The organism is Olivibacter sp. EAT-5, from assembly GCF_044784325.1.
Classification (GTDB): Bacteria; Bacteroidota; Bacteroidia; order Sphingobacteriales; family Sphingobacteriaceae; genus Olivibacter; species Olivibacter oleidegradans.
In genome coordinates, this window is record NZ_CP173028.1 from 4,042,232 (window position 1) to 4,065,231 (window position 23,000).

Here is a 23,000-nt window from a genome sequence, read left to right on the forward strand (position 1 = left end):
AACTGACAACTAAATAGTATCTTTGCCCGAAATGAATCTATTCAGGCAAGTAAATGTACTTCTGCAAAAGGAAATCAGATTAGAATGGCGATCTAAATACGCACTAAATGGTATCCTGCTTTATGTGGTTTCGACTGTATTTGTTTGTTATCAGGCGTTTAAATCAGTTCATCCGGTTATCTGGAATGCACTTTTTTGGATCATATTACTTTTTACAGCTATCAATGCTATAGCTAAAAGTTTTACCCAAGAAAGCAAAGGAAGGCACCTCTACTATTATACTTTGGTAAGTGCTCAAGCGGTGATTTTATCAAAAATCATTTATAATATGCTATTAATGCTACTGCTAGCAGCGGTAGCATTTTTTTCTTATAGTACCATATTTAAAAATGAAATAGGAGATCCCACCCTTTATTTCATTACGATTTTGATCGGAAGTATCAGTTTCGGTACCACGCTTACCATGGTTTCGGGTATAAGCGCAAAAGCAGGAAGTAACGGTACGTTGATGGCTATTCTTAGTTTTCCTGTTTTAATTCCCGTTATTATTGTGTTGATTAAATTGTCGAAAAATGCCATGGATGGCTTGGAAAGAAGTGTCAGCTATGATGAGATTGGGGTGCTATTGGCTATAAACTTAATCGTCATTACGGTATCTTTATTGTTATTTCCTTACATTTGGAAAGACTAAACAACGCTTGTATTCAAATATATATATTCAACATGAAGGCTTATTGGTGGAAAATTTTAGGAGCAGTACTTGTATTTTACTCGGTTGTTGCTGGTTTTTTGATTCCGGTGCCTAAGCTGCCCATTCTCCACGAAACGATCCGTAATACTTATTTTCATATTCCAATGTGGTTTGCGATGATATTACTCTATCTCATCTCGGTTATCTACAGTATTAAATACCTCTCATCCGGAAAGGTTAAGCATGACCTGTTAGCCGTTGAAAGCGTGAATGTGGGAATTGTGTTTTGCGGATTTGGCTTGATCACCGGTATGTTTTGGGCAAATGTTACTTGGGGCGAACCCTGGCCGAATGATCCAAAATTAAATGGAAGCGCAATAGCGACCTTAATGTACCTGGCCTACCTGGTGTTGAGAAATGCATTAGATGAGGAACAGAAGCGCGCAAAGATTTCGGCGATTTACAATATTTTCGCCTTTCCTGTTATGATCGTGTTGCTTTTTATCCTTCCACGTCTTACCGATTCATTACATCCGGGGAATGGGGGGAACCCCGCCTTTAGTAATTTAGATATGGATGGTACGATGCGTGCGGTTTTCTACCCCGCTGTTTTGGGCTGGATGCTTATTGGTCTATGGATTACCTCGTTAAGGTATCGTTACCGTTTAATTGAACACGAGGCGTAATACAAATGAGCTTTTCTTGATGAAACATGACAAAATTCTGATGTATTGTGCTCGACGAGAAGGTTTTTTATGTTTTATGGACGCCGGTAAAAAGCGTTTAAAAGTATACGGAATATAGGATTTTGATATTTTTATTTAAAATAAAATAATAATTTGTATTAAAAGATATGAAGAAGCTAATTCTTTTGTTTCTATTAGGGTTGACATCCTTTTTTCATAGTTTTGCACAGTCGTCAAACGACGTAGAGATGGCTGATGTTATGCGGAGCTCGGGCAAGATTTATGTAGTGGTTGCGGTGGTTTGTGTGATATTTTTCGGATTTATTATATATCTCTTCACGATTGATCGTAAAATTAGCCGATTGGAAAATAAGAAAAATAAAATAGGCTAGCACGTTTAGGTGCTTCTTAAGGGAGAAACCAATTATTAATTATTACATTATGGCTACAAGTAAGTCACAGGGAGAGTTTAGTTTCTTTAACGATGTTTGCGAATTCTTTGATCATGCCGCTCAATTTACCAACCATGATAGAGGCTTGTTGGATCAGATTAAAGCCTGTAACAGTGTTTATCGTTTCCGCTTTCCGATCCGTAGAGCGAATGGTAAATTGGAAGTTATTGATGCCTGGCGCGTAGAACATTCTCATCATAAATCTCCTACCAAAGGAGGGATTCGTTACAGTGATATGGTGAACGAAGATGAAGTGATGGCGCTCGCGGCGTTAATGACTTATAAATGCGCAATTGTTAACGTGCCTTTTGGAGGAGCGAAAGGGGGAATTTGCATCAATCCGAGAGACTATTCGGTACCCGAGTTAGAAACAATCACCAGGCGATACACGGTAGAATTAGTAAAGAAGAATTTTATCGGACCTGCTATTGATGTACCGGCACCGGATTATGGTACCGGCGAACGTGAAATGAGCTGGATTGCCGATACTTATTTAACCATGAATCCCGGGCAGCTGGACGCACTGGGAAGTGTTACCGGTAAACCTCTTTCCCTGAGCGGTATTGACGGTAGAAAAGCGGCAACCGGTAGAGGTGTTGCCATTGCGATTCGGGAATGTGTGGATGTAGCGGAGGATATGAAGGCGCTGGGTTTAACGCCGGGCATAGCCGGTAAACGAGTTATTGTGCAGGGACTTGGTAATGTAGGATATAACACAGCGAAGGTGTTGGAGGAGTACGGTGCTATTATTGTTGGAATATGTGAGTACGACGGTGCCTTGTATAATGAAGATGGATTGGACGTTGACGCCATATTAGAGCATAGAAGGAATACTGGTACAGTTTTGGGCTACAAAAAAGCGAAGAAGGAGTTTGCTAATCCAAGCGAAGGTCTTGAACAAGCTTGTGACATATTAGTGCCGGCTGCTTTAGAAAAGCAGATTACCGAAGATAACATCGGCAAAATTAAAGCAAAAATAATTGCTGAAGGGGCTAATGGCCCTACCACGCCTAAAGCGGAAGAAATATTTACAAAAAACGGTGGCATTATTATTCCCGATATGTACTGCAATGCAGGGGGAGTGACCGTTTCCTACTTTGAATGGTTGAAGAACCTTTCGCATGTTGCTTTTGGACGTATGGATAAACGTTATGAAGAAACCGCTAATAGAAATATTGTAAATATGGTAGAGGCTGTTACAGGCGTTACACTAACAGCGGATCAACGAAGTGTGATTGTAAAAGGTGCATCTGAGCTGGAGTTGGTAAACTCAGGTCTTGAAGATACCATGATCCGGTCATACCATGAAATAAGAAGAATACGAAATGCGAACAATAAAATTGATACTTTACGGACAGCTGCTTTTGTAAGTTCGATTGATAAAATCGCTACCTCGTACCTTAATATGGGAATTTGGCCGTAGAAAGTAAAAATTAAAAAGTAAAAAAAGCTATCGGATATTGAATTCGATAGCTTTTTTGCTGTATAGAATTTTGACTTTTGACTTTTGACTTCTCTTATCTATTAATACTAAAATCCAAAGGTTTTTTTACTTTCTCTTTCAAGAGAGCGAGATCTACCACCTCCTTCATTTCGTTAACATAATGAAAGTTCAGATCCTTTATATAATCTTCTTTAATTTCCAGGATGTCCTTTCTGTTAGATTTGCAAAGTATAATATCTTTAATATTAGCTCTCTTAGCAGCTAAAATCTTTTCCTTGATACCTCCAACCGGTAAGACCTTTCCGCGCAAGGTAATTTCACCGGTCATCGCTAAGTTGGCGCGCACCTTGCGTTGCGTAAAGGACGAAGCCAAAGCAGTGAGCATGGTTATGCCCGCAGAAGGACCGTCTTTGGGAGTCGCTCCGGCAGGTACGTGAATATGCACGTCCCATTTATCAAATAGATCAAAGTCTATTTTAAAATCTGCCGCATGTGCTCGTAGATAAGCCATCGCTATGCCTGCTGACTCCTTCATTACGTCTCCGAGATTTCCAGTCAGTGTAAGTTTTCCCTTACCGGGGCTCAGACTTGATTCGATGAAAAGAATATCGCCGCCTACCTGAGTCCATGCTAGTCCTGTTACAACGCCTGCTACATCGTTACTTTCGTATAAATCCTTGTCATAAATAGGAGCACCTAAAATATCAACAACTTCCTGCTGACTGATGCTAGGGCCTATAGGCGTTTCCATAACAATATTGGTTGCCGCACCGCGCACCAGAGCGCCTATTTTTTTCTCAAGGCCGCGCACGCCGGACTCACGGGTATATTCATCTATTACCTTTTCTATTACACTACCTTTCAAAGAAATATCCTTTGCCGTTAGGCCATGCTGTTCACGTTGTTTAGGTAAAAGGTGTTTTTTTGCGATCTCAATCTTTTCTTCAATTGTGTAACCATTTACCTCAATGATTTCCATTCTATCTAATAAAGCTGGCTGAACAGTACTTAAAGAGTTAGCAGTAGCAATAAACATAACATTGGAAAGATCAAAGTCCATCTCTACATAATGATCGTAAAAAGCGCTGTTCTGTTCCGGATCCAAGACTTCCAATAGTGCCGAAGAGGGATCGCCTCGAAAATCATTTCCGACTTTATCGATTTCATCCAAGACGAAAACGGGATTTGAAGTGCCGGCTTTTTTAAGTGATTGGATTACTCGGCCCGGCATTGCTCCTATGTAGGTTTTTCGATGCCCTCTGATTTCTGCTTCATCACGAACACCCCCCAACGCCATTCTAACGTATTTTCGGTTTAAGGCCTTAGCAATAGATTTCCCTAATGAAGTTTTACCAACGCCGGGAGGGCCCACGAGGCACAGGATTGGCGCTTTCATGTCTCTTTTAAGCTTCAAGACGGCTAAGTACTCAATAATACGTCTTTTTACTTTTTCTAACCCGTAATGATCTTTATCTAAAATCTTCTCGGCACGTTTTAAATCGAAGTTGTCTTTACTGAACTCATTCCAAGGTAAATCGATCAGGAGCTCGAGATAGTTGAGCTGAACGGAATAATCGGCCGCTGCTGGATTGATCCTGCTTAATTTATCCAATTCTTTTTTGAAATGGGTTGCGACTTCTCTACTCCACTTTTTCTCCAGGGATTTTTTCCTTAACTCCTCGATTTCCAAATCAGGCGTTGAGCCACCCAGTTCTTCTTGAATCGTTTTTAATTGTTGATTCAAAAAATAATCACGTTGCTGTTTGTCGAGGTCAACCCGAACTTTGTTTTGGATCTGATTTTTTAGTTCTAACAATTGTAATTCGGCGGTAAGCTGTTCAAGCACTTTATTTGCCCGATCCTTAACATCCTTCATTTCCAATAGTTGCTGCTTTAATGTTAAATCAGCATTCATATTGGAAGAGATAAAATTGATTAGAAAAGAAGAGCTTTCAATATTTTTAATGGCTATTCCTGTTTCGCTTGGTATGTTCGGCGAGATGTTGATGATTTGTAAAGCTAATTCCTTAATAGAAGAAATTAGTGCATTGAATTCTTTTTCCTTCTTCGCTTTTTCCTCTATAAAACGCTCGATGGAAGCTTTGATATACGGTTCCGATTGTATTTCCTCTTTGAGTCTAAAACGTTGCTTACCTTGAATGATCACTGTCGTGTTACCATCAGGCATCTGCAGCATTTTTATGATCATAGCCACAGTTCCAACCGTGTGCAATTGATCGAATGAAGGGTCTTCAATTGACATATCCCTTTGGGCAACTACACCAATGGCGCGATCACCTTTATAGGCTTCTTTTATTAGTTTGATGGATTTGTCTCGCCCTACGGTTATCGGTATAACCACTCCCGGAAATAATACCGTGTTTCTTAAAGGTAATATGGATAGAACTTCGGGTAACTCTTCACTACTCATATCGTCCTCATCTTGCTGTGTAAATAGTGGAAAAAATTCCGTGTCCTCATTTATGATTGGTAATGCTTGGTTAAAATCAAATAGATCAAACTTGCTCATTTGTATGTTTTATATTTATGTTGTAACAGGTTTTGGGTCAAAATGACAGTCTGCCTGCTTATTTTATTCTGTAAACAACTGAATAGGTATTGTTGCAAGCGCTATGCCAATATCTATTTATGCAATCTTTTTTAGCATTTGTGTCATATTTTCAGGTCATGCCCTTTGTTATCTTTTATAAATGCAATGATACTACAATAAAATTTAAAAGCCTGTAAATGAATAATATTTAATGCGATACAATAAAATACACATTTTTTAGTTTATTTTTGTGTCGAAATGGCAATGAGATTGCTATCTTAGAGAGGGATAAACCTTTAGGCTTTATGCAAGGTGTCATAATAGCCTCCCAAGGAATAAAAGAAATTTAATTAATGAACATTAGACGCTATCAATTTATGAATTTTGGTAAATCAATGAAACAGTTGGTGTTACTGGGAGTTTTTATTTTTTCCGTAAGCGCTGTAGCCGCTCAGTCACAATCGTCATCCAGTAATCCCTACGTTCGTTTGGGAAATAAGGCGATTATGGATGGGGATTTTAAAGCGGCAGTAAATGCTTTAGAAAAAGTGAAAAATCCGGATACACTTGTTACTTACATGTTGGGATATTCGCAGATCAGATGTGCTGATTATAATAAGGCCATTACTTCTTTTACAAAACTTCTTAGCCAGAGCCCAAATAACTTTTCAGCTTATTATTGGAGAGGCAAAGCACGGAACACCTTAGCTGTTCAAAGTGAGAGTAAATTGAATGAAACTGAGCGCAGCAAAATGTTACAAGCAAGTATCGATGATTTTACCAATGCTATAAGACTTAATCCGGATGATTTGTCTTATTACCAAAGTAGAGGAATGGCCTATCGCGACTTAGGGATATTGCAAGGAACTAATTCTACCGCTGTTTACGACAAAGATCAAGCTGCTGAAGCTTATCAAAAAAGTATAGACGATTTACAGCACGTGTTGAGCGCAAATGCTAAAAGAGAAGATTTAGCAAAAGAAATTAAGAAGGTGAAGATTTACAAGAGTAACCTGTCTAAATAGCTAATTAACAGGCTTTAAAAGGCCTTAGCACAACAGTGCTAAGGCCTTTTGCTTTTTGGTAATTATAAGATTCTTCCGGTAATGATATAATTGTTGCGACCTATTATTCGGATAGACTGTTCTTTCTCTATCTCATAAAGGGAATCTGGAAAATAATCAAGTCGTTCAGACGATTCATACAGCCAATTTTTTTCTCCGTTGAGGATTTGAATGTGTCTAACCGTACCTTTAGGATCCTTGTAAATGGTTATTTGCTTTGTTCGAAGCCGGGGCGCCTTCGCACGGTAACTTAACTTTCCGTCTGCCGAATCGATCCGATAACTTTGCAGCCAATCCGGCTTGTTGATATCAGATGAGGAAAAGAGCTCAAATTCTCTTTGCCAGTCGCCTAGCCTTAGCTTCTTTTGTTCGCGCTGCTCATTTTTACCTACGGTTTTAAGGATCAAAGGATTTTTTTTCTGCAAAAATTGTGCTTCTTGCTTAAAATAGGAAATCAAGTCGAAGTAGGGGGGATGAGTGACCTTCATTTCTCCATTGTCCGACGAACAAGATATGCCCATAAAGAGCGCAAGCATAGGTAGTGTGAGGGAAGGGAAATATTTCATGCGAAAGATAAACACCTGAGATTCTCCAATACAGGGGCGAAGTTAATAAAAAATTGCACAGCTGAGGTCACTGCTTTCGCTTTTTCATCGCTCGTCTGTGCAATTTTAGTTTTATTAGGAAACGAGTACTTCACCCGTCATCTTTTGAGGAACCGAAATATTTAACAGCGTCAGGATAGTCGGAGCTATATCACCCAATTTACCATCTTTTATGTGCCGGTAATCTTTGTCAATTAGAATACAAGGTACTAAGTTGGTTGTATGTGCGGTATTAGGTGAACCATCTTCATTTATCATATATTCTGAATTTCCATGGTCAGCAATGATTATAAAAGAATAACCTTCTTGTAAACCTTTTTCCACTACTTGTTTGGTGCAATTATCCACCGTTTCAACAGCTTTTACAACCGCACTAAAGACACCCGTATGGCCAACCATATCGGGGTTTGCAAAGTTTAAGCAAACGAAATCCGGATGATTGCTTTCCATTTCTTTACAAATAGCGTCCGCAATACCTTGTGCACTCATCTCCGGTTGCAAATCGTAGGTTGCTACTTTTGGAGAAGGGATCAATATTCTTGATTCACCAACAAACTCCGTTTCTCTGCCGCCTGAAAAAAAGAAAGTTACGTGCGGATACTTTTCTGTTTCGGCTATACGTACTTGCGTCTTACCATTTTTTTCCAGTACTTCTCCCAAAGTTTCGGTAATATCGTCTTTTTGAAAGATCACATCCACATTTTTAAAGGTCTCATCATACGACGTCATTGTAATATACTTTAAATTCAAAGGCGTCATATTGTACTCAGGAAAGGCCTTTTGAGTTAGCGCTATCGTAATTTCACGCCCACGATCTGTTCGGAAATTAAAACAGATAACTACATCTCCCTCTTGAATAGTTGCTAATGGTTTGCCTGTTTCATCGACTTTGACAATTGGCTTTACAAACTCGTCAGTCACGCCGTCTGCATAAGAAGCATGAATTGCATCAATCAGATTTTTGCTTGCCGTTCCCTGTCCGTGAACCAGGAGATCATAGGCTTCTTTCACCCTTTCCCATCGGTTATCTCTATCCATTGCATAATAACGCCCGATTGCAGAGGCAAGCTTTGCCCGGCGACCTGCCAAATATTTTTCTAATTCGGCAATATAATTTACACCCGAGTGTGGATCAGTATCTCTACCGTCTAAAAAGGCGTGGATAAAGACATTTTCCGTTAAGCCTGCGTTTTCAGCTGCATCGCATAAACCGCGAAGATGTTTGGTATGTGCGTGAACTCCGCCGTCAGAAACCAAGCCGATAAAATGTACCGATTTGCCTTCAGTGTTGGCGTAGGCAAATGCCTGTTGAAGAATAGTATTTTGATTTAGTTCGCCATCTTCTACCGCTTTATGAATACGGCCAAGCTCTTGATATACAATACGGCCAGCACCTAAGTTCATATGTCCTACTTCTGAATTTCCCATCTGTCCGTTCGGTAAACCAACAGCTTCACCGGACGCCTCCAGTTTGGAGTGCGGGTATGAACTTAATAAATGATCTAAAAAGGGTGTATTGGCGGCTTTTACCGCATTGGAATCATCATTCTTGCCGTAACCAAGACCGTCAAGAATTATGAGCATTGCTTTCTTCATTTTTGCTATTCTTTTATTTTATTTTCTCTTTTCACAAACCTAATACAAAAAATGATCCTTTGCTCAATTTTTTTTAAATATTGGTAAATAGGTGTGCCTTGACAAAAAAATAGACAAAATGGCATGCTTTTAGCTGCAATATGCAGCAGAAAGTATCGTGCTATAAAATGTACATAATTGCAAGTGTTAACGTAATTGAGCTAAATTCTTATCTGTCGGGATGATGAAAAGTGCGTGTATTATATTGCTTCTTTTTTTTACCAACCTAAAGTCTCATGTTGTTTATTCCCGTATAGACGATTTGATTGATAATATTACAAATTGCTTTAGAACCGGGAACAGTAAGGAGTTATCCTTTTATTTGTCCAGTACGGTAAGTCTTTCTTTATTGGAAGAAAGTAACACCTATTCAAAAAACCAGGCCGAAATATTACTTCACAATTTTTTTGACAGACATACATTTAGAAGTGGAAAAATTCTTCATAGAATGGAAACAAATGCCAGTAACCGTTATGCTGTCGTCGAATTGATCTCCTCCACCGAGAAGTTTAGGGTTTCCCTGTCTCTCAAAAATTTCAACTCTAAATTTTTAATTACGGACATACGTATTGATGTGGTAAAATAATATCGAAACAAATTCATCATTGCATAGGACAGTCAAAGAGCGTTATAAAACTTTTTCTATTCACGAAATTTTCACTAGGTTTGGAGCCGATTTACAATATGAGCACAATAGATAAGAAACAACTTAGTGACTTTATAAAGCAGGCGCTGCAGGAGGATGTTGGCGATGGCGATCATACTTCTTTGTCTACCATTCCGTCCGGAAAGCAGGGAATTGCCAAGTTAATAATTAAGGAAGACGGGATTTTAGCAGGGGTAGAGGTAGCTGTTGCTATTTTCCGCGAAGTAGATCCCTCCTTGCAAATCACCATTCAACAGAACGATGGTGGTGAAGTTGCCGTTGGTGATATTGTCTTATTCGTAGCAGGCAGTATTCATTCCATTTTAATAGCAGAACGTTTAGTACTTAATGTGATGCAGCGGATGAGCGGTATTGCAACAACAACTCATAAGGTTGTGAAGCTGTTGGCAGGCACAGAGACAAAAGTGCTTGATACACGAAAAACGACACCGGGAATTCGCTTTTTAGAGAAAGAGGCGGTGCGTATAGGCGGAGGTGTTAATCACCGTTTTGGCCTATATGATATGATATTGATCAAAGACAATCATGTGGACTATGCAGGGGGAATTGCCGCTGCTTTATCGGCTGCACATGAATATAAACGATCTTTGAAAAAAGCAATCCAAATAGAGATTGAGGTCCGAAATTTGGAGGAACTTCAAGCTGTACTTGATTTTGGTCGTGTTGATCGGATCTTATTGGATAATTTTGATTTCAAAACGTTAAAGCGTGCGGTGAATTTAGTTGACGGAAGGTTTATAACAGAGGCATCTGGAGGCATTACCCTTGAAAATGCTAAACAATTTGCGGATTGCGGCGTTAACTATATTTCTATAGGCGCTTTAACGCATTCCGTTAAGAGCCTTGATATGAGTTTGAAAGCTCAGATTGTTAACTAAAGTTAAGATTTTTTACTAATAAGATTTTCCTTTTTAGTATCATTGTACCCGATGACATCGATTAATGCCATTATTGCACTTCTGGTTGCGTATTTTTTTGGATCCATACCAACAGCCGTTTGGCTCGGACAATCTTTTTATGGCGTAGATGTAAGGGAATATGGCAGCGGAAACGCAGGAGCTACTAATACGTTCAGGGTCCTAGGTGCCAAAGCCGGCGTTGCTGTTATGATTATCGATATTCTGAAGGGGTGGACTGCAACAAATTTAGCTTACTTTATCGGTGTTTCCATTACCGGACCTACAAGTTCTGTACTCTTTATTAATTACCAACTTGCGTTAGGGGTAATCGCCGTTATGGGACACTTATTCCCTCTGTTTGCCGGATTTCGGGGCGGGAAAGGGGTTGCGACATTATTTGGAATGGTACTGGCCGTGCATTTACAAGCAGCTTTATTATGTGTAGGTGTTTTTATCTGTGTGCTGATGCTTACCCGTTACGTTTCCTTGGGATCTATTTTAGCTGGTTTTACTTTTCCTTTTAGCATCGTTTTTGTTTTTCAAACACCCTATAAGTCGTTGTTATTATATGGTATGTGTATTTGCGCGCTTATACTCGTTACACACCAAAAGAATATTGAGCGACTACTGAAAGGCAAGGAATCAAAAATCACATTGTTTAAAAAGAAGAATACGTAAAGTCGTCATATCGGCACAACAATTGCTGTATTTTTCAAATATAATCATCATTATGAATTGGAATAAAACTAAATTATTTGGTTCATTACTTTTACTCGTTTTTTTTGCAGCATGTTCTACCGTACCCTTAACGGGAAGAAAGCAATTAAGTTTGGTAGACGATAAAACGATGCAACAACAGGCGACGCTTGCTTATCGCGAGCTTTTAAGCGACCCGAAAACCAAAGTTATAAAAGGCACAGCTAATGCACAATTGGTACAGAATGTGGGCCGTAAAATAGCACGGGCCGTAGAAACTTACTTACAACAGCAGGGATATGCTGATCAATACCAGTTTAGTTGGGAGTTTAACTTAATTGACGACAAACAAGTGAATGCTTGGTGTATGCCGGGCGGTAAAGTAGCTGTATACACAGGAATTTTACCGGTTACGGAAAACGAAGCTGGTTTAGCTACTGTCATGGGGCACGAAATTGCGCATGCAATTGCAAGGCACTCATCTGAACGGGCCTCTAACGTGATGGCTGCCCAAGGTATTGGCGTCGGGGTGGGATTAGCGACATCCAAAAAATCTCAATTAACACAAGTCCTTGTCAGCCAGTTATATGGTGTAGGTAGCCAAGTGGCATTACTAAAATACTCGAGAAATCAAGAGAGCGAAGCCGATCGAATGGGATTAACCTTTATGGCGATGGCAGGATATAATCCGAATGAAGCGACGGCGTTTTGGCAACGAATGTCTTCCCGGGCAGGCGGACAGAAACCTCCTGAATTTTTAAGTACACACCCTAGTGATCAAAGGCGTATTGCTGATATTCAAAGACTGATTCCGGAAGCGATGCGGTATTATAAAAAGTAAGGTGTCTTAGCTTCCGGGAGGGATGAAGAGACGACGGATGCGGCCATGTTTATGATTAAGGTTAAATTTGAGTACCTAACAATTCCAGGATAGCCCGCGCTTTTAGCAGGCACTCTTCGTATTCGGTCAAGGCGTCTGCTCCGGCAGTTATTGCCCCGCCAACGTGGAAGGAAAGCCTTTTCTTATGAGCATTGTATAAAAGGGAACGAATTACGACGTTGAAGTCATAATCTCCATCAGGCGCAAAGTAACCAATACTGCCAGCATATAGGCCTCTTCGACTAGACTCATACCTGTCTATTAATCGCATCGCGCTCACTTTGGGAGCGCCCGTCATTGAACCTGCGGGAAATGTATTCCGAATACCGGTTGTATTCTCTAAATTTTCTCTCCCCACTGCAGTGATCGTAGAAATAAGTTGATGTACCTGTTTAAAACTATAAACGCCCATCAGCTCCTTTACTTTGACAGAAGCCGGTTCAGCACTTCTCGTTAAATCATTTCGTACCAAATCTACGATCATGATATTTTCACTGATTTCTTTTCCATCAGTTTTAAGTTTGTTGATTAATGCAATGTCTTCCTCCTCCGTTTTTCCACGAGGTGCCGTTCCCTTAATAGGCTGCGAGATTAACAAACGGTTTCTTTTCGCCAGAAACCTTTCCGGAGAAGCCGATATAATGTGATGCTCCCCCGTTTTGAAATAAGCAGAGAAAGGGGTGGGGGATAGTTCGCTCAATTGAAGAAAAGCCTCTATTGGTGTAAGGACCACATCTTCGGCAAAAAATTCCTGACAAAGATTCACCTCGTAAATATCTCCTTGATGAATATGCCGCAGTAATTTTTGGAATACATTTATGTAATTCTCCTTAGACATTTTAGCCTGTACAGTTCCTGTGAAAACAAAAGAAGGCGGAACGAATAGGGTATTTACGACCCCATTATAAATCTCGGATGGTGTTTCGCTTTGGATTGTAACTGTATTGCCTTTAATATGTAGCAAATGTTTCGGTACGAAAAAATAGGCGTTAGGCGTTTCCTGTTCATTTGGGTGGGCGGTATGTAGGGCCTCTATTTCGTTTTTCAGATCATAGGCTAAAAATCCGGGAACCCATTGCGCGGGATGATCCTTGATGAATGCCTGCAAAGCTTGAAAGCTATCTGCGTGACCATCTTTGAAGTCATGTAATACATCTGCGGCGATCAGTGCGTCAAATTTACTATAGGCGTCATCATGCTCGCCCTGGCTGACCAAACAGCAGGCTGTATTAAATAAAGAAGCCCATTGAAGGGCTTTCTTTGTAAAGTTAACAATATCATCGATCTGATATTCTGTGGATGTCATCTCGGTTAATCCAAAATAAGCGTTTGCATTCTATCAGGGCCTACTGATAAATATTTTATTTTGACACCTAATTGTTTTTCCAGATATTGAATATATTCCTTTAATGCTGTAGGGATTTGACCAACCGAAGTGATACCGGTAATATCCTCATTCCACCCTTTTAGGGTTTCATAAACAGGTTCAGGTTTTAACGTATTGATGTCATATGGCATGTAATCGATCTTTTCTCCATTATGTATATAGTGCGTACATACATTCACTTCTTCAAATCCACTTAATACGTCGGCCTTGGTCATCACCAATTCAGTTACACCATTCAGCTGGATCGCGTAGCGTAATGCAGGAAGGTCAATCCAGCCTGTCCGACGGGATCTGCCTGTTGTGGCTCCGAATTCATGTCCGATTTGACGCAACTTTTCGCCGGTTTCATTTTCCAATTCCGTAGGGAAGGGGCCACCACCCACCCGCGTGCAATAGGCTTTGAAAATTCCAATGACCTGACCAATATTTTTTGGCGCAACACCTAGACCGGTGCAAGCCCCGGCAGTTGTAGTATTAGAAGACGTAACGAAAGGATAGGAACCAAAATCAATATCCAATAGTGTCCCTTGAGCTCCTTCTGCCAATACCGTTTTACCATCCTTTAGATAATTATTGACCAATTGATCACTATCAACATGAGGAATAGCTTTCAGGTATTCAATAGCCTCAAAGAAAGCTTGTTCTCTTTCGTCAAAGTTGGGAATCTCACCATAATGTGAAAGGATACTTTTGTGTTTTTCGACGAGCTTTTGGTAGCGTTCTTCAAAATCGGGTAAGGTAGTATCACCCACACGTATGCCATTGCGCCCGGTTTTATCCATGTAAGTTGGTCCAATCCCTTTTAAGGTGGATCCAATTTTTCCAGCTCCCATTTTACTTTCGGAAGCGGCATCGAGTAATTGATGCGTAGGCAATATAAGGTGTGCCCTACGAGCAATCACTAATTTTCCTTCTGCAAGCGGATCGAACCCACTTTTTTTTAAATTTTCAAGCTCTCTTTTGAGAATAATGGGATCGATAACGACGCCATTACCGATTAGATTTAACGTGTTTTTATTGAATATGCCGGAGGGAATGGTGTTCAGTACGTATTTTTGCCCGTCAAATTCCAGTGTATGTCCGGCATTCGGTCCGCCTTGAAAACGGGCAATTAAATCATACTGTGGCGTTAGGACGTCCACAATTTTACCCTTACCTTCGTCGCCCCATTGTAGGCCCAAAAGCACATCGACTTTCATCATGATTTGTTATTGTATGTCGTTTAATTAATAATTTATAGGAGAAACAAAAAAAAGGTGCTCAAAAAGAGTGTTATCTTCGAGCTAATAAAGCGTTTAATTAATAGCTCACTTCTTTGATAACAGACAGCAATTGAAATGCTTCTTTTTGAACACCTCGAAATATTGTATTATACAGTACATTGCTAAACTGAAACAACCTCTTTATTTCGGCTTTGGTTTGCTTCGGTTTTAGGGCAGCTTTCGTTACACTCACTGCAAACCCCATATAGATTTAATGAGTGATGCTTGATGTCAAACTTTAAAAGCTCTCCCATCATGCTTTGTATCTGATGAATTCTGGGGTCGCAGAATTCAACAACTTTACCGCATTCGATACAGATAATATGATCGTGTTGCTTATACCCATATGATTTTTCAAATTGGGCCATATTTTTACCGAATTGGTGTTTCGTCACCAGATCGCAAGATACCAAAAGCTCCAATGTATTGTAAACGGTAGCTCTGCTCACTCGGTATTTTTTATTTTTCATGTGGATATACAGGGATTCCACATCAAAATGGTCGTTTCTTGAGTATATCTCTTCCAAGATGGCAAAGCGCTCAGGAGTTTTGCGCAAGCTTTTATTTTCGAGGTATGCCTCGAAAATCTTTCTGACCATACTTGTTGTTTCTGCTGTAGACATAATAATCCTTAATTATGTACAAACTTAGCTAAATTGCTTGTTATATGCAAATAACCCAAAAGTATATAAGAACTTCGCGGTTATCCTTGACATTCAGTTTATAAAGCTAGCATGTGAGCTCGTAGCCGGGAGCTATTAGGTGCTTAGTTACCAGGTGTCAGTTGTCGGTCATTTAACCCATTACCGTTATCCCTCTGAATCAAAACGTGTAATACCCGTAATGCCTTTAATCTGCTTTAGTTTTTTGATCAAGCTATCTAAGTGCTCCGTATTATTTACATACACCATGATCGATCCTTCAAAAATACCTTGATTACTGGTGATTGTAATCGATCGAATGTTGATTTTAAAATCTTGGGAAATAACCGTAGTAATCCGGTTAACCAATCCGACATCATCAATACCTACAATGCGTAAACCGGTAAGGAACGCTAATTCCTGTTGAGAGGTCCATTTGGCTTTCACGATGCGGTAACCGTAATTGGCCATTAATTTAGACGCGTTGGGACAATTCGTGCGGTGAATTTTTATACCATCGTTAACCGTTACAAAACCGAATACATCATCTCCTGGAATAGGATTACAGCAAGCCGAAAGTGTATAATCGAGTTTCTGAAAATCATCGCCAATCAATAAGGTTTCTTTATCCTTTTTGTCTACTTTTCTAAGTAAGCCGTCAACATGTTGTTCGATTTTAGTACTGGCTCCGCTTGAAGTATCCACGGACTTTTCAGCCGTTGCAAATTCCTTCAGTTGTTTTAGGTCAATTTCACCTTTAGCTACTTTATAGAACAATTCCTGTGTAGATGGCAGCTTTAAAAACGAGCTTAATTTATTGAGATTATCGGTGTTATAGGTAATCTTAATCGATTTAAGTTTCCTTTCCAGGATTTCCTTTCCATCTTCCGCTATGCGCCGCTTTTCTTCTTTTAATGCAGATTTTATTTTTGACTTAGCCTTTGCCGTAACAACAAAATTCAGCCAATCTTCCTTGGGTGTTTGTTTATTGGAGGTGATAATCTCCACTTGATCACCATTGGAAAGCTTATGTGAAAGGGGTACCAGTTTATGGTTTACTTTTGCTCCAATACAACTTGCGCCTAAGTCGGAATGTATTTCAAAAGCAAAGTCGAGAGCGGTAGCGTCTAAAGGAAGCTGAATAAGGGCTCCTTTCGGGGTAAAAATGAATATTTCATCTGAAAAGAGATTCATTTTGAAGTCATCAACAAAGTCCAAGGCATTGGATTCAGGGTTACTCAAAATATCTCTTACTTTCTGTATCCATTGATCAAGACCACTATCGGAGTTTGATTCTTTATACTTCCAATGTGCAGCAAAGCCTTTTTCTGCAATTTCATTCATCCGTTTGGTGCGGATCTGTACTTCAACCCATTGACCTTTGGGTCCCATAACGGTGGTATGCAAAGATTCATAACCGTTTGCTTTAGGTGAAGAGATCCAGTCACGCAATCGATCAGGATTAGGTCTGTATAGATCCGTGACAATGGAATAGGCTTTCCAACATTCTGCCTTTTCCATTTCCTGTGTTGTGTCAATAATAACACGGATTGCAAATAAGTCGTATACCTCCTCAAAAGGTATAGATTTTTTCCGCATCTTGTTCCAAATAGAATGAATGGATTTAGGACGGCCAAAAACACTGGCTCTAATTCCCTGCTCCGTCAATATTTCCTGAATAGGGCCAATAAATTCCTGTATATAACGTTCCCGTTCCGCTTTCTTCTCATTTAATTTTCTTGCAATGAACTTGTATGTATCAGGATCTGTATATTTCATGGAAAGATCTTCCAGCTCCGATTTAATAGCATACAAACCTAAACGATGGGCAAGAGGTGCATATAGATAGCTTGTTTCAGAAGCGATTTTCAGCTGCTTATCACGGGCCATGAATTCCATGGTTCGCATATTGTGCAGTCGGTCCGCTAATTTAATTAGAATCACCCGTACATCATCGGCAAGGGTAAGGAGCATCTTCCTGAAATTCTCTGCCTGTATAGAGCTATTCGGATCAAAGATTCCTGAGATTTTGGTTAAGCCATCAATAATTTTAGCTACTTTTTTGCCGAATTTGTTTTCAATTTCATCTAAAGTAATATCGGTATCTTCCACCACGTCGTGTAATAAAGCACAAACGATGGAAGTAGTACCCAGCCCAATCTCCTCTGCCGCAATTTGGGCAACAGCGATTGGATGGTAAATGTAGGGCTCTCCGGATTTCCTGCGCATATCTTTATGGTTTTCCAAGGCCATATCAAATGCCCTCCGGATCATCTGCTTGTCACCCTTTTGCAAGGTGGGCTTACAAGCTCGCAATAACGCCCGATACCGTTTTAAGATCTCTTTTTTCTCAGCCTCTAAATCAATCACTAATTCCTTCATGGTCCTCAATTTCGTAAATATCTATTCTATATGCAAAAAATTTATTTCCTACCTTTGAGATTGTAAATGTCTCGGAAGGTTTAATAAAAATTGTATTAGTCGTCAATTTTTATTTAACTTTATTGGAAGTTTAGTAAGAGCTAAATCTATGAAATTTTTACGTTTAATGTTAATTTATTTACTGCTTTTTTTTGGTAGAGAGGGCTTGGCACAGCAGGTTAATAAAGATAGTTTAGCTAATACTTCTAACAATGCCTCAAATATCACGCCAATTATGTTACCAACAACCATTGTTGACGGTGAACGGATACCTTGGATTTTATTGAGGGAGGTCGTGATTACCGATTATCGGATTTTTAAAACACCGGCAGACAGAGCTCGATATAATCGCTTAAAGTATAATGTCTTAAAAGTACTTCCGTATGCCAAATTTGCAGAAGACCGTTATGATAAATTACAGCGCGATCTAGCGATAACGCCCAAAAAAAAGGATCAAAAAAGGCTTATCAAAGATTGCGAGAAAGAGATTAAAGCGATGTTTAACCGAGAGATAAAAAACATGTCGGTATCTCAAGGGGAAATATTAATAAAACTTATCAATAGACAAACGGGTAATTCCAGCTACGAGCTAGTGAAAGAGCTAAGGGGTGGAGTATCTGCTTTTTTTTATCAATCTGTGGCGAAAATATTTGGTCATAATTTAAAGAATACCTATGACCCTGACGAAGACCGCGAAATAGAAACTATTATCCGGAACTACGCCAACAACAATCGTTACTTCTATTAATGGATGCTATATACCAATTTTGTGCAATGAAGCCTGATGGCTCCGTGGTTGATTTTAACATTTATCAAGGCAAGGTTTTATTAGTCGTAAATACAGCCAGTGCTTGCGGCTTTACGCCCCAATATCAACAATTGGAAAAGCTTTATGAACGCTATAAAGATCGAGGCTTTGAAATATTGGCCTTTCCTTCAAATGACTTCGGAAGTCAGGAGCGTTTGAGTGGTATGGCATTGCAGCATTATTGTAGTATTGAGCAAAAGTTAAGTTTTTCAGTTTATGATCGTATCAAAGTGAAGGGCCCTGAAGCCCATCCATTGTACAAGTTTCTTGGTGATAAATTGTTGAATGGCCGAATCAATAGCAAGCCGCTGTGGAACTTTCATAAATATCTAATCGATAGAGAGGGGCGTGTTGTTGACTATTTTTATAGTTTTACGCAGCCCTTATCGAGACGCTTGATTCGGAAAATAGAACGGTTTCTGTAATAAATGCACATTAGGTAATATAAAATAATAACACGTGAAATTAGATATATTAGTAATTACTGTACATCCCGATGATGCAGAGCTGGGATGTTCGGGTACTATTTTAAAGCATGTTGCACTAGGAAAAAGGGTGGGTATAGTTGATCTGACGCGAGGCGAATTAGGTACAAGAGGCACCGTTGAGAGCAGAGCGAAGGAAGCTGCGGATTCAAGTATTATACTTGGACTGAGTGCTAGAGAGAATTTGGGCCTGCGAGATGGTTTTTTCAAAAATGAAGAGTATGAGCAACTTGAACTCATAAAAGCCATTAGAAAATATCAACCTGAGATTATCATTGGAAATGCTTTATATGACAGGCACCCTGATCATGGGAGAGCGGGTGAATTAATAACAGATGCTTGCTTTTTATCGGGACTGCGACGAATCGAAACAAAGGTAGATGAAACCTATCAGGAACCTCATCGTCCGAGGCTTCTATTGCAGCTCATCCAAGATCATTATATTAAGCCGGATATTGTTGTAGATGTGAGTGATTATTGGGATCAGAAGATTGAAAGTATTCGTGCTTTCAAATCGCAGTTTTTTAATGAAGATTATGCTGTTGAAGAGCCGCAAACCTATATATCTAATCCGGACTTCTTAAATATAATCGAAGCTCGGGCTAGAGAATATGGCAAGTATATCGGAGCTAAATACGCCGAGGGCTTTACTTGTAAGAGATTATTAGGCGTAGATAACCTCTTTAATCTGCGGTAAGCTTTATGAATGGAAAAAAGTGAGATGTTAAACACTTTCTTCTTTATTTTGTTATCATATTCTAAAACCTAAAAATATGTCAAATACGTTCACTAAAATAAAAGAAACCTTTCGTTTGCTCAAGCATATTGATTTTGATCAGTTATCAAAAATCTCCCAAAAAGTTGACCTCGTTAAAGTGATGGATGGTTTTTCAAAATTAGATGATAATCAGTTGAAGGGACTTTTGAAAATGATGGACGGCGACGGGAAAAAGAAAGAGCTACCTCCGATTAATGGGGATTTTTATGAGCTAAGCGACCGATTAAGTGCAGAAGATCGTGCTTTGCAACTCCGAATACGCCAATTTATGGAACAAGAAGTAAAACCCTTGGTGAATAAATACTGGTTGCATGACGAGTTCCCATTTGAGCTGATTCCTAAATTTGGCGAACTTGGTTTGGCGGGCATTACTTATAACGGTTATGGTTGTCCGAATAAATCATTTTTAATGGAGGGTGTATTGGCCATGGAAATGGCTCGGGTAGATGCTTCCATAGCAACTTTTTTCGGGGTTCAGAGCGGCTTGGCAATGGGATCGATTTATTTGTGTGGCTCTGAAGAGCAAAAGCAAGAGTGGTTGCCGCAGATGAATAAAATGCAGAAGATAGGTGCGTTCGGCTTAACAGAGCCGGAAGTTGGTTCAGGTGCCGCCGGTGGTTTAACGACAACCTGTAAGCGAACGGCGGAGGGATGGGTGTTGAACGGGCAGAAGAAATGGATTGGAAATGCAACTTTTGCTGATCTTATTGTTATATGGGCGCGCGATTTGGATGATGGCCAGGTGAAGGGCTTTATTTTGAAAAAAGATACACCAGGCTTTTCTGTCGAAAAAATAAAAGGGAAAATGGCATTAAGAATTGTCCAAAATGGGCTAATCACTTTAAAGGACTGTGTAATTGAAGAAAAAGACCGTTTACCTCACGCTAATTCTTTTAAAGATACGGCCAATGTATTGCGTATGACCCGTGCAGGGGTGGCTTGGATGGCGGTTGGATGTGCACGTGGGGCTTATGAGAGCGCGCTCGATTACACCCGGAAAAGAAAGCAGTTTGGCAAGCCGATAGCTTCTTTTCAATTAATACAAAATCATTTAGTGGAGATGCTTTCTAATTTAACAGCTATGCAAACGCTGGTTTTTCGCCTTTCTGAGCTACAGGATGCCGGGCAATTAAAGGATGAGCACGCCTCCTTGGCAAAGGTTTTTTGCTCGTTACGAACACGTGACATCGTAGGACAGGCCCGAGAAGTGATGGGCGGGAACGGTATCCTTTTGGAGCATGATGTGGCTCGTTTCGTTGCCGATGCTGAAGCGATCTACTCATATGAAGGGACCAAAGAAATTAACTCCCTTATTGTTGGGAGGGCGATTACCGGAATGAGCGCGTTCGTATAGTGCTTTATTTTTTCATCCCTATTTGTTGCTCAATAAAAAAGCTAAAGTATTAACACCATCAGCATAATCGTCCAATGCAGGCTCCTGACTTTTACCTAAAGAAAAGGATGGCGCAATGGTGGTCAATTTTCTGTTAGTTACAATACATTGGATTTCTTCATTTCTTTCATTTAATTGTGCGGTTAAACTTTCTATATCATTATAGTGTTCGTAATAAGCTACAGCTAATGGAGATGCTAAGCGTTGATCCTCTTTAAGCAAGAGGAAGCCATTATCGTAATGCCTGTCGCCATTTACCAAATAAATTGACTTATTATAGTCGTAGTTGTTATGGTATTTATGATGATTGATAACCGTACTAAAGGTTTCGATAGCTTCAAAGAAGTAACTGATTTCATAATTTTTAGGAAAATAAAGTTTAGAAACATTTCTACACCCTAAGCCGTAATAGTCGAAGAGATCGTAGCCGATATTTGACAGTTCGGCTTTTGTTTCGTCACCCCAAATAACAGCTACGCTATTTCTGTTTTTTCGAATAATGTGAGGTACATTCTTGAAATAGTATTCAAAATAGCGAGCGGTATTATTACTTCCTGTTGCAATAATCATGTCAAAACGCTGAAGTCTGTCTACCAAACTAATGTGTTGTTTAAATGCCGGTTCAAATTCAATTAACTTGTCCAATAGATGTGGAATCAAGTACTTATCGTCAGAAGACAGTTTTATTTGAACTTTAAAACCTGCTATTAACGCTGTTAATATATCATGAAAGCCTACCAAAGGTATATTCCCTGCGAGAACCAGTCCCACCGTTTTTCCGGACATGGGATCGATGTCAGGCAAGTAAGGTTGTATCCAGTCGGCTAAGACCGGTTTAACCAGCGTTTTGGCAATAGCATGGAGTGCCTTTTTTGTATTAGCCGGTGTAAACCAACTGTTATGATATCCTGCTTGTTCGATGATTGCGTGTAAGCTATCTGACGCCGTTTCCATATAGTTGCCCAGTGCAGAAAAGGCGGCGATGCGTTGATGGCTTGTCAAATTGTGATTCTTCAAAGTGGAAAAACTTTTTAAATGTTATATTTGCAATAAAAATACTACCATGTTTGACAAAAAACTACTAAATTTGTAGATTATTGTTGAAAAAGTAATATTTGCAAAAATAAAGTATAAACGGATTTTTTAAGAAGATAATGGCAATTAAAATTACTGATGAGTGTATTAACTGCGGAGCTTGTGAACCGGAATGCCCTAATAATGCGATATACGATGCAGGTATGGCATGGCGTTTTTCCGATGGTACCGAGCTGCACGGAGTAATTGATTTTGGAGATGGGACCACATTGGATGCTGATGAAGCTCAGGAAGCTTTATCAGATGAAATCTATTATATAGTATCAGATAAGTGTACGGAATGTGTGGGTTTTCATGATGAGCCGCAATGTGCGGCTGTGTGCCCGGTAGATTGTTGTGTAGATGACGAGGATGTTCGTGAAACCCAGGAAGAATTACTGGCTAAAAAGGCTTGGTTGCACGCCGAAGGCTAGTGACAAGCGAAGAAGAGCAGGTAACCATTTGTTAGCTGCTCTTCCTC

Annotated in this window: 22 protein-coding genes; 14 read left to right on the forward strand and 8 right to left on the reverse strand. The window is 39.7% G+C overall.

The window, feature by feature from the left end; translation table 11 throughout:
• Nucleotides 1–31 precede the first annotated feature (31 nt).
• The 4 genes from ACH11B_RS16655 (at nt 32) to ACH11B_RS16670 (ending at nt 3,252) form a co-directional block, all read left to right on the forward strand.
• Nucleotides 32–691 carry a heme exporter protein CcmB gene (locus ACH11B_RS16655; RefSeq protein WP_013666246.1) on the forward strand — a complete coding sequence of 220 codons (660 nt, stop codon included), beginning with the start codon at nt 32–34 and terminating at the stop codon, nt 689–691.
• Between the two features lie 32 nt (nt 692–723).
• Nucleotides 724–1,377 (forward strand): cytochrome c biogenesis protein, encoded by a 654-nt coding sequence (ccsA, locus tag ACH11B_RS16660; protein ID WP_013666247.1) that lies wholly within the window; start codon nt 724–726, stop codon nt 1,375–1,377.
• A 167-nt stretch (nt 1,378–1,544) separates the two neighbouring features.
• Nucleotides 1,545–1,769 (forward strand): CcmD family protein, encoded by a 225-nt coding sequence (locus ACH11B_RS16665; protein ID WP_013666248.1) that lies wholly within the window; start codon nt 1,545–1,547, stop codon nt 1,767–1,769.
• A gap of 49 nt (nt 1,770–1,818) precedes the next feature.
• Nucleotides 1,819–3,252 (forward strand): Glu/Leu/Phe/Val dehydrogenase, encoded by a 1,434-nt coding sequence (locus ACH11B_RS16670; RefSeq protein WP_130857341.1) that lies wholly within the window; start codon nt 1,819–1,821, stop codon nt 3,250–3,252.
• Nucleotides 3,253–3,346: 94 nt separating this feature from the next.
• Here ACH11B_RS16670 and lon read toward each other — a convergent pair whose 3' ends face one another.
• Nucleotides 3,347–5,803, reverse strand: a complete 2,457-nt coding sequence (gene lon, locus ACH11B_RS16675) for an endopeptidase La (protein ID WP_013666250.1) — start codon at nt 5,801–5,803, stop codon at nt 3,347–3,349.
• A gap of 374 nt (nt 5,804–6,177) precedes the next feature.
• On the opposite strand from lon, the gene ACH11B_RS16680 reads away from it, so the two are divergent.
• Nucleotides 6,178–6,849: a tetratricopeptide repeat protein gene (locus ACH11B_RS16680; protein WP_013666251.1), complete on the forward strand. Its 672-nt coding sequence runs from the start codon at nt 6,178–6,180 to the stop codon at nt 6,847–6,849.
• A 62-nt stretch (nt 6,850–6,911) separates the two neighbouring features.
• On the opposite strand, the gene ACH11B_RS16685 is transcribed toward ACH11B_RS16680, so the two are convergent.
• Both ACH11B_RS16685 and gpmI read right to left on the reverse strand, forming a co-directional pair.
• Nucleotides 6,912–7,454 carry a hypothetical protein gene (locus ACH11B_RS16685; RefSeq protein ID WP_289552886.1) on the reverse strand — a complete coding sequence of 181 codons (543 nt, stop codon included), beginning with the start codon at nt 7,452–7,454 and terminating at the stop codon, nt 6,912–6,914.
• Nucleotides 7,455–7,568: 114 nt separating this feature from the next.
• Complete coding sequence (gene gpmI / locus ACH11B_RS16690; RefSeq protein ID WP_130857343.1) at nt 7,569–9,089, reverse strand: 2,3-bisphosphoglycerate-independent phosphoglycerate mutase; 1,521 nt, start codon at nt 9,087–9,089, stop codon at nt 7,569–7,571.
• Between the two features lie 220 nt (nt 9,090–9,309).
• On the opposite strand from gpmI, the gene ACH11B_RS16695 reads away from it, so the two are divergent.
• The 4 genes from ACH11B_RS16695 to ACH11B_RS16710 all read left to right on the forward strand — a co-directional run bounded on the left by ACH11B_RS16695 (nt 9,310) and on the right by ACH11B_RS16710 (nt 12,231).
• Complete coding sequence (locus ACH11B_RS16695; RefSeq protein WP_013666254.1) at nt 9,310–9,714, forward strand: DUF4783 domain-containing protein; 405 nt, start codon at nt 9,310–9,312, stop codon at nt 9,712–9,714.
• A 98-nt stretch (nt 9,715–9,812) separates the two neighbouring features.
• Nucleotides 9,813–10,673, forward strand: coding sequence for a carboxylating nicotinate-nucleotide diphosphorylase (gene nadC / locus ACH11B_RS16700; protein WP_207303786.1), 861 nt, complete (start codon nt 9,813–9,815; stop codon nt 10,671–10,673).
• Between the two features lie 51 nt (nt 10,674–10,724).
• Nucleotides 10,725–11,372 carry a glycerol-3-phosphate 1-O-acyltransferase PlsY gene (plsY, locus tag ACH11B_RS16705; protein ID WP_013666256.1) on the forward strand — a complete coding sequence of 216 codons (648 nt, stop codon included), beginning with the start codon at nt 10,725–10,727 and terminating at the stop codon, nt 11,370–11,372.
• A gap of 52 nt (nt 11,373–11,424) precedes the next feature.
• Nucleotides 11,425–12,231 (forward strand): M48 family metallopeptidase, encoded by an 807-nt coding sequence (locus ACH11B_RS16710; RefSeq protein WP_013666257.1) that lies wholly within the window; start codon nt 11,425–11,427, stop codon nt 12,229–12,231.
• Nucleotides 12,232–12,292: 61 nt separating this feature from the next.
• On the opposite strand, the gene ACH11B_RS16715 is transcribed toward ACH11B_RS16710, so the two are convergent.
• From ACH11B_RS16715 to ACH11B_RS16730, 4 genes are all read right to left on the reverse strand, one after another.
• Nucleotides 12,293–13,576, reverse strand: a complete 1,284-nt coding sequence (locus ACH11B_RS16715) for an anthranilate synthase component I family protein (protein WP_377609367.1) — start codon at nt 13,574–13,576, stop codon at nt 12,293–12,295.
• A 5-nt stretch (nt 13,577–13,581) separates the two neighbouring features.
• A complete protein-coding gene (locus ACH11B_RS16720) occupies nt 13,582–14,856 on the reverse strand; it encodes an adenylosuccinate synthase (RefSeq protein ID WP_130857487.1) in 1,275 nt (424 codons plus the stop codon).
• Between the two features lie 185 nt (nt 14,857–15,041).
• Nucleotides 15,042–15,542, reverse strand: a complete 501-nt coding sequence (locus ACH11B_RS16725) for a Fur family transcriptional regulator (protein WP_013666260.1) — start codon at nt 15,540–15,542, stop codon at nt 15,042–15,044.
• 186 nt (nt 15,543–15,728) lie between these two features.
• Nucleotides 15,729–17,942, reverse strand: a complete 2,214-nt coding sequence (locus ACH11B_RS16730) for a bifunctional (p)ppGpp synthetase/guanosine-3',5'-bis(diphosphate) 3'-pyrophosphohydrolase (RefSeq protein ID WP_013666261.1) — start codon at nt 17,940–17,942, stop codon at nt 15,729–15,731.
• 148 nt (nt 17,943–18,090) lie between these two features.
• On the opposite strand from ACH11B_RS16730, the gene ACH11B_RS16735 reads away from it, so the two are divergent.
• From ACH11B_RS16735 to ACH11B_RS16750, 4 genes are all read left to right on the forward strand, one after another.
• A complete protein-coding gene (locus tag ACH11B_RS16735; RefSeq protein ID WP_377609366.1) occupies nt 18,091–18,729 on the forward strand; it encodes a DUF4294 domain-containing protein in 639 nt (212 codons plus the stop codon).
• Nucleotides 18,729–19,214: a glutathione peroxidase gene (locus ACH11B_RS16740; protein ID WP_377609364.1), complete on the forward strand. Its 486-nt coding sequence runs from the start codon at nt 18,729–18,731 to the stop codon at nt 19,212–19,214. The genes ACH11B_RS16735 and ACH11B_RS16740 overlap by 1 nt, the downstream gene beginning before the upstream one ends.
• Before the next feature lie 34 nt (nt 19,215–19,248).
• Entirely contained in the window at nt 19,249–19,971 is a 723-nt protein-coding gene (gene bshB1 / locus ACH11B_RS16745; RefSeq protein WP_013666264.1) for a bacillithiol biosynthesis deacetylase BshB1, read from the forward strand.
• 76 nt (nt 19,972–20,047) lie between these two features.
• On the forward strand, nt 20,048–21,406 hold the full coding sequence (locus tag ACH11B_RS16750; protein WP_377609362.1) for an acyl-CoA dehydrogenase family protein: 1,359 nt from the start codon (nt 20,048–20,050) through the stop codon (nt 21,404–21,406).
• An 18-nt stretch (nt 21,407–21,424) separates the two neighbouring features.
• Here ACH11B_RS16750 and ACH11B_RS16755 read toward each other — a convergent pair whose 3' ends face one another.
• A complete protein-coding gene (locus ACH11B_RS16755; protein WP_242627317.1) occupies nt 21,425–22,462 on the reverse strand; it encodes an acyl-CoA reductase in 1,038 nt (345 codons plus the stop codon).
• Nucleotides 22,463–22,599: 137 nt separating this feature from the next.
• Between ACH11B_RS16755 and ACH11B_RS16760 the strand changes: the two genes are divergently transcribed.
• The gene (locus ACH11B_RS16760; protein WP_013666267.1) at nt 22,600–22,953 is read left to right on the forward strand and encodes a 4Fe-4S dicluster domain-containing protein; all 354 of its coding nucleotides are present in this window, start codon (nt 22,600–22,602) and stop codon (nt 22,951–22,953) included.
• Nucleotides 22,954–23,000 lie beyond the last annotated feature (47 nt).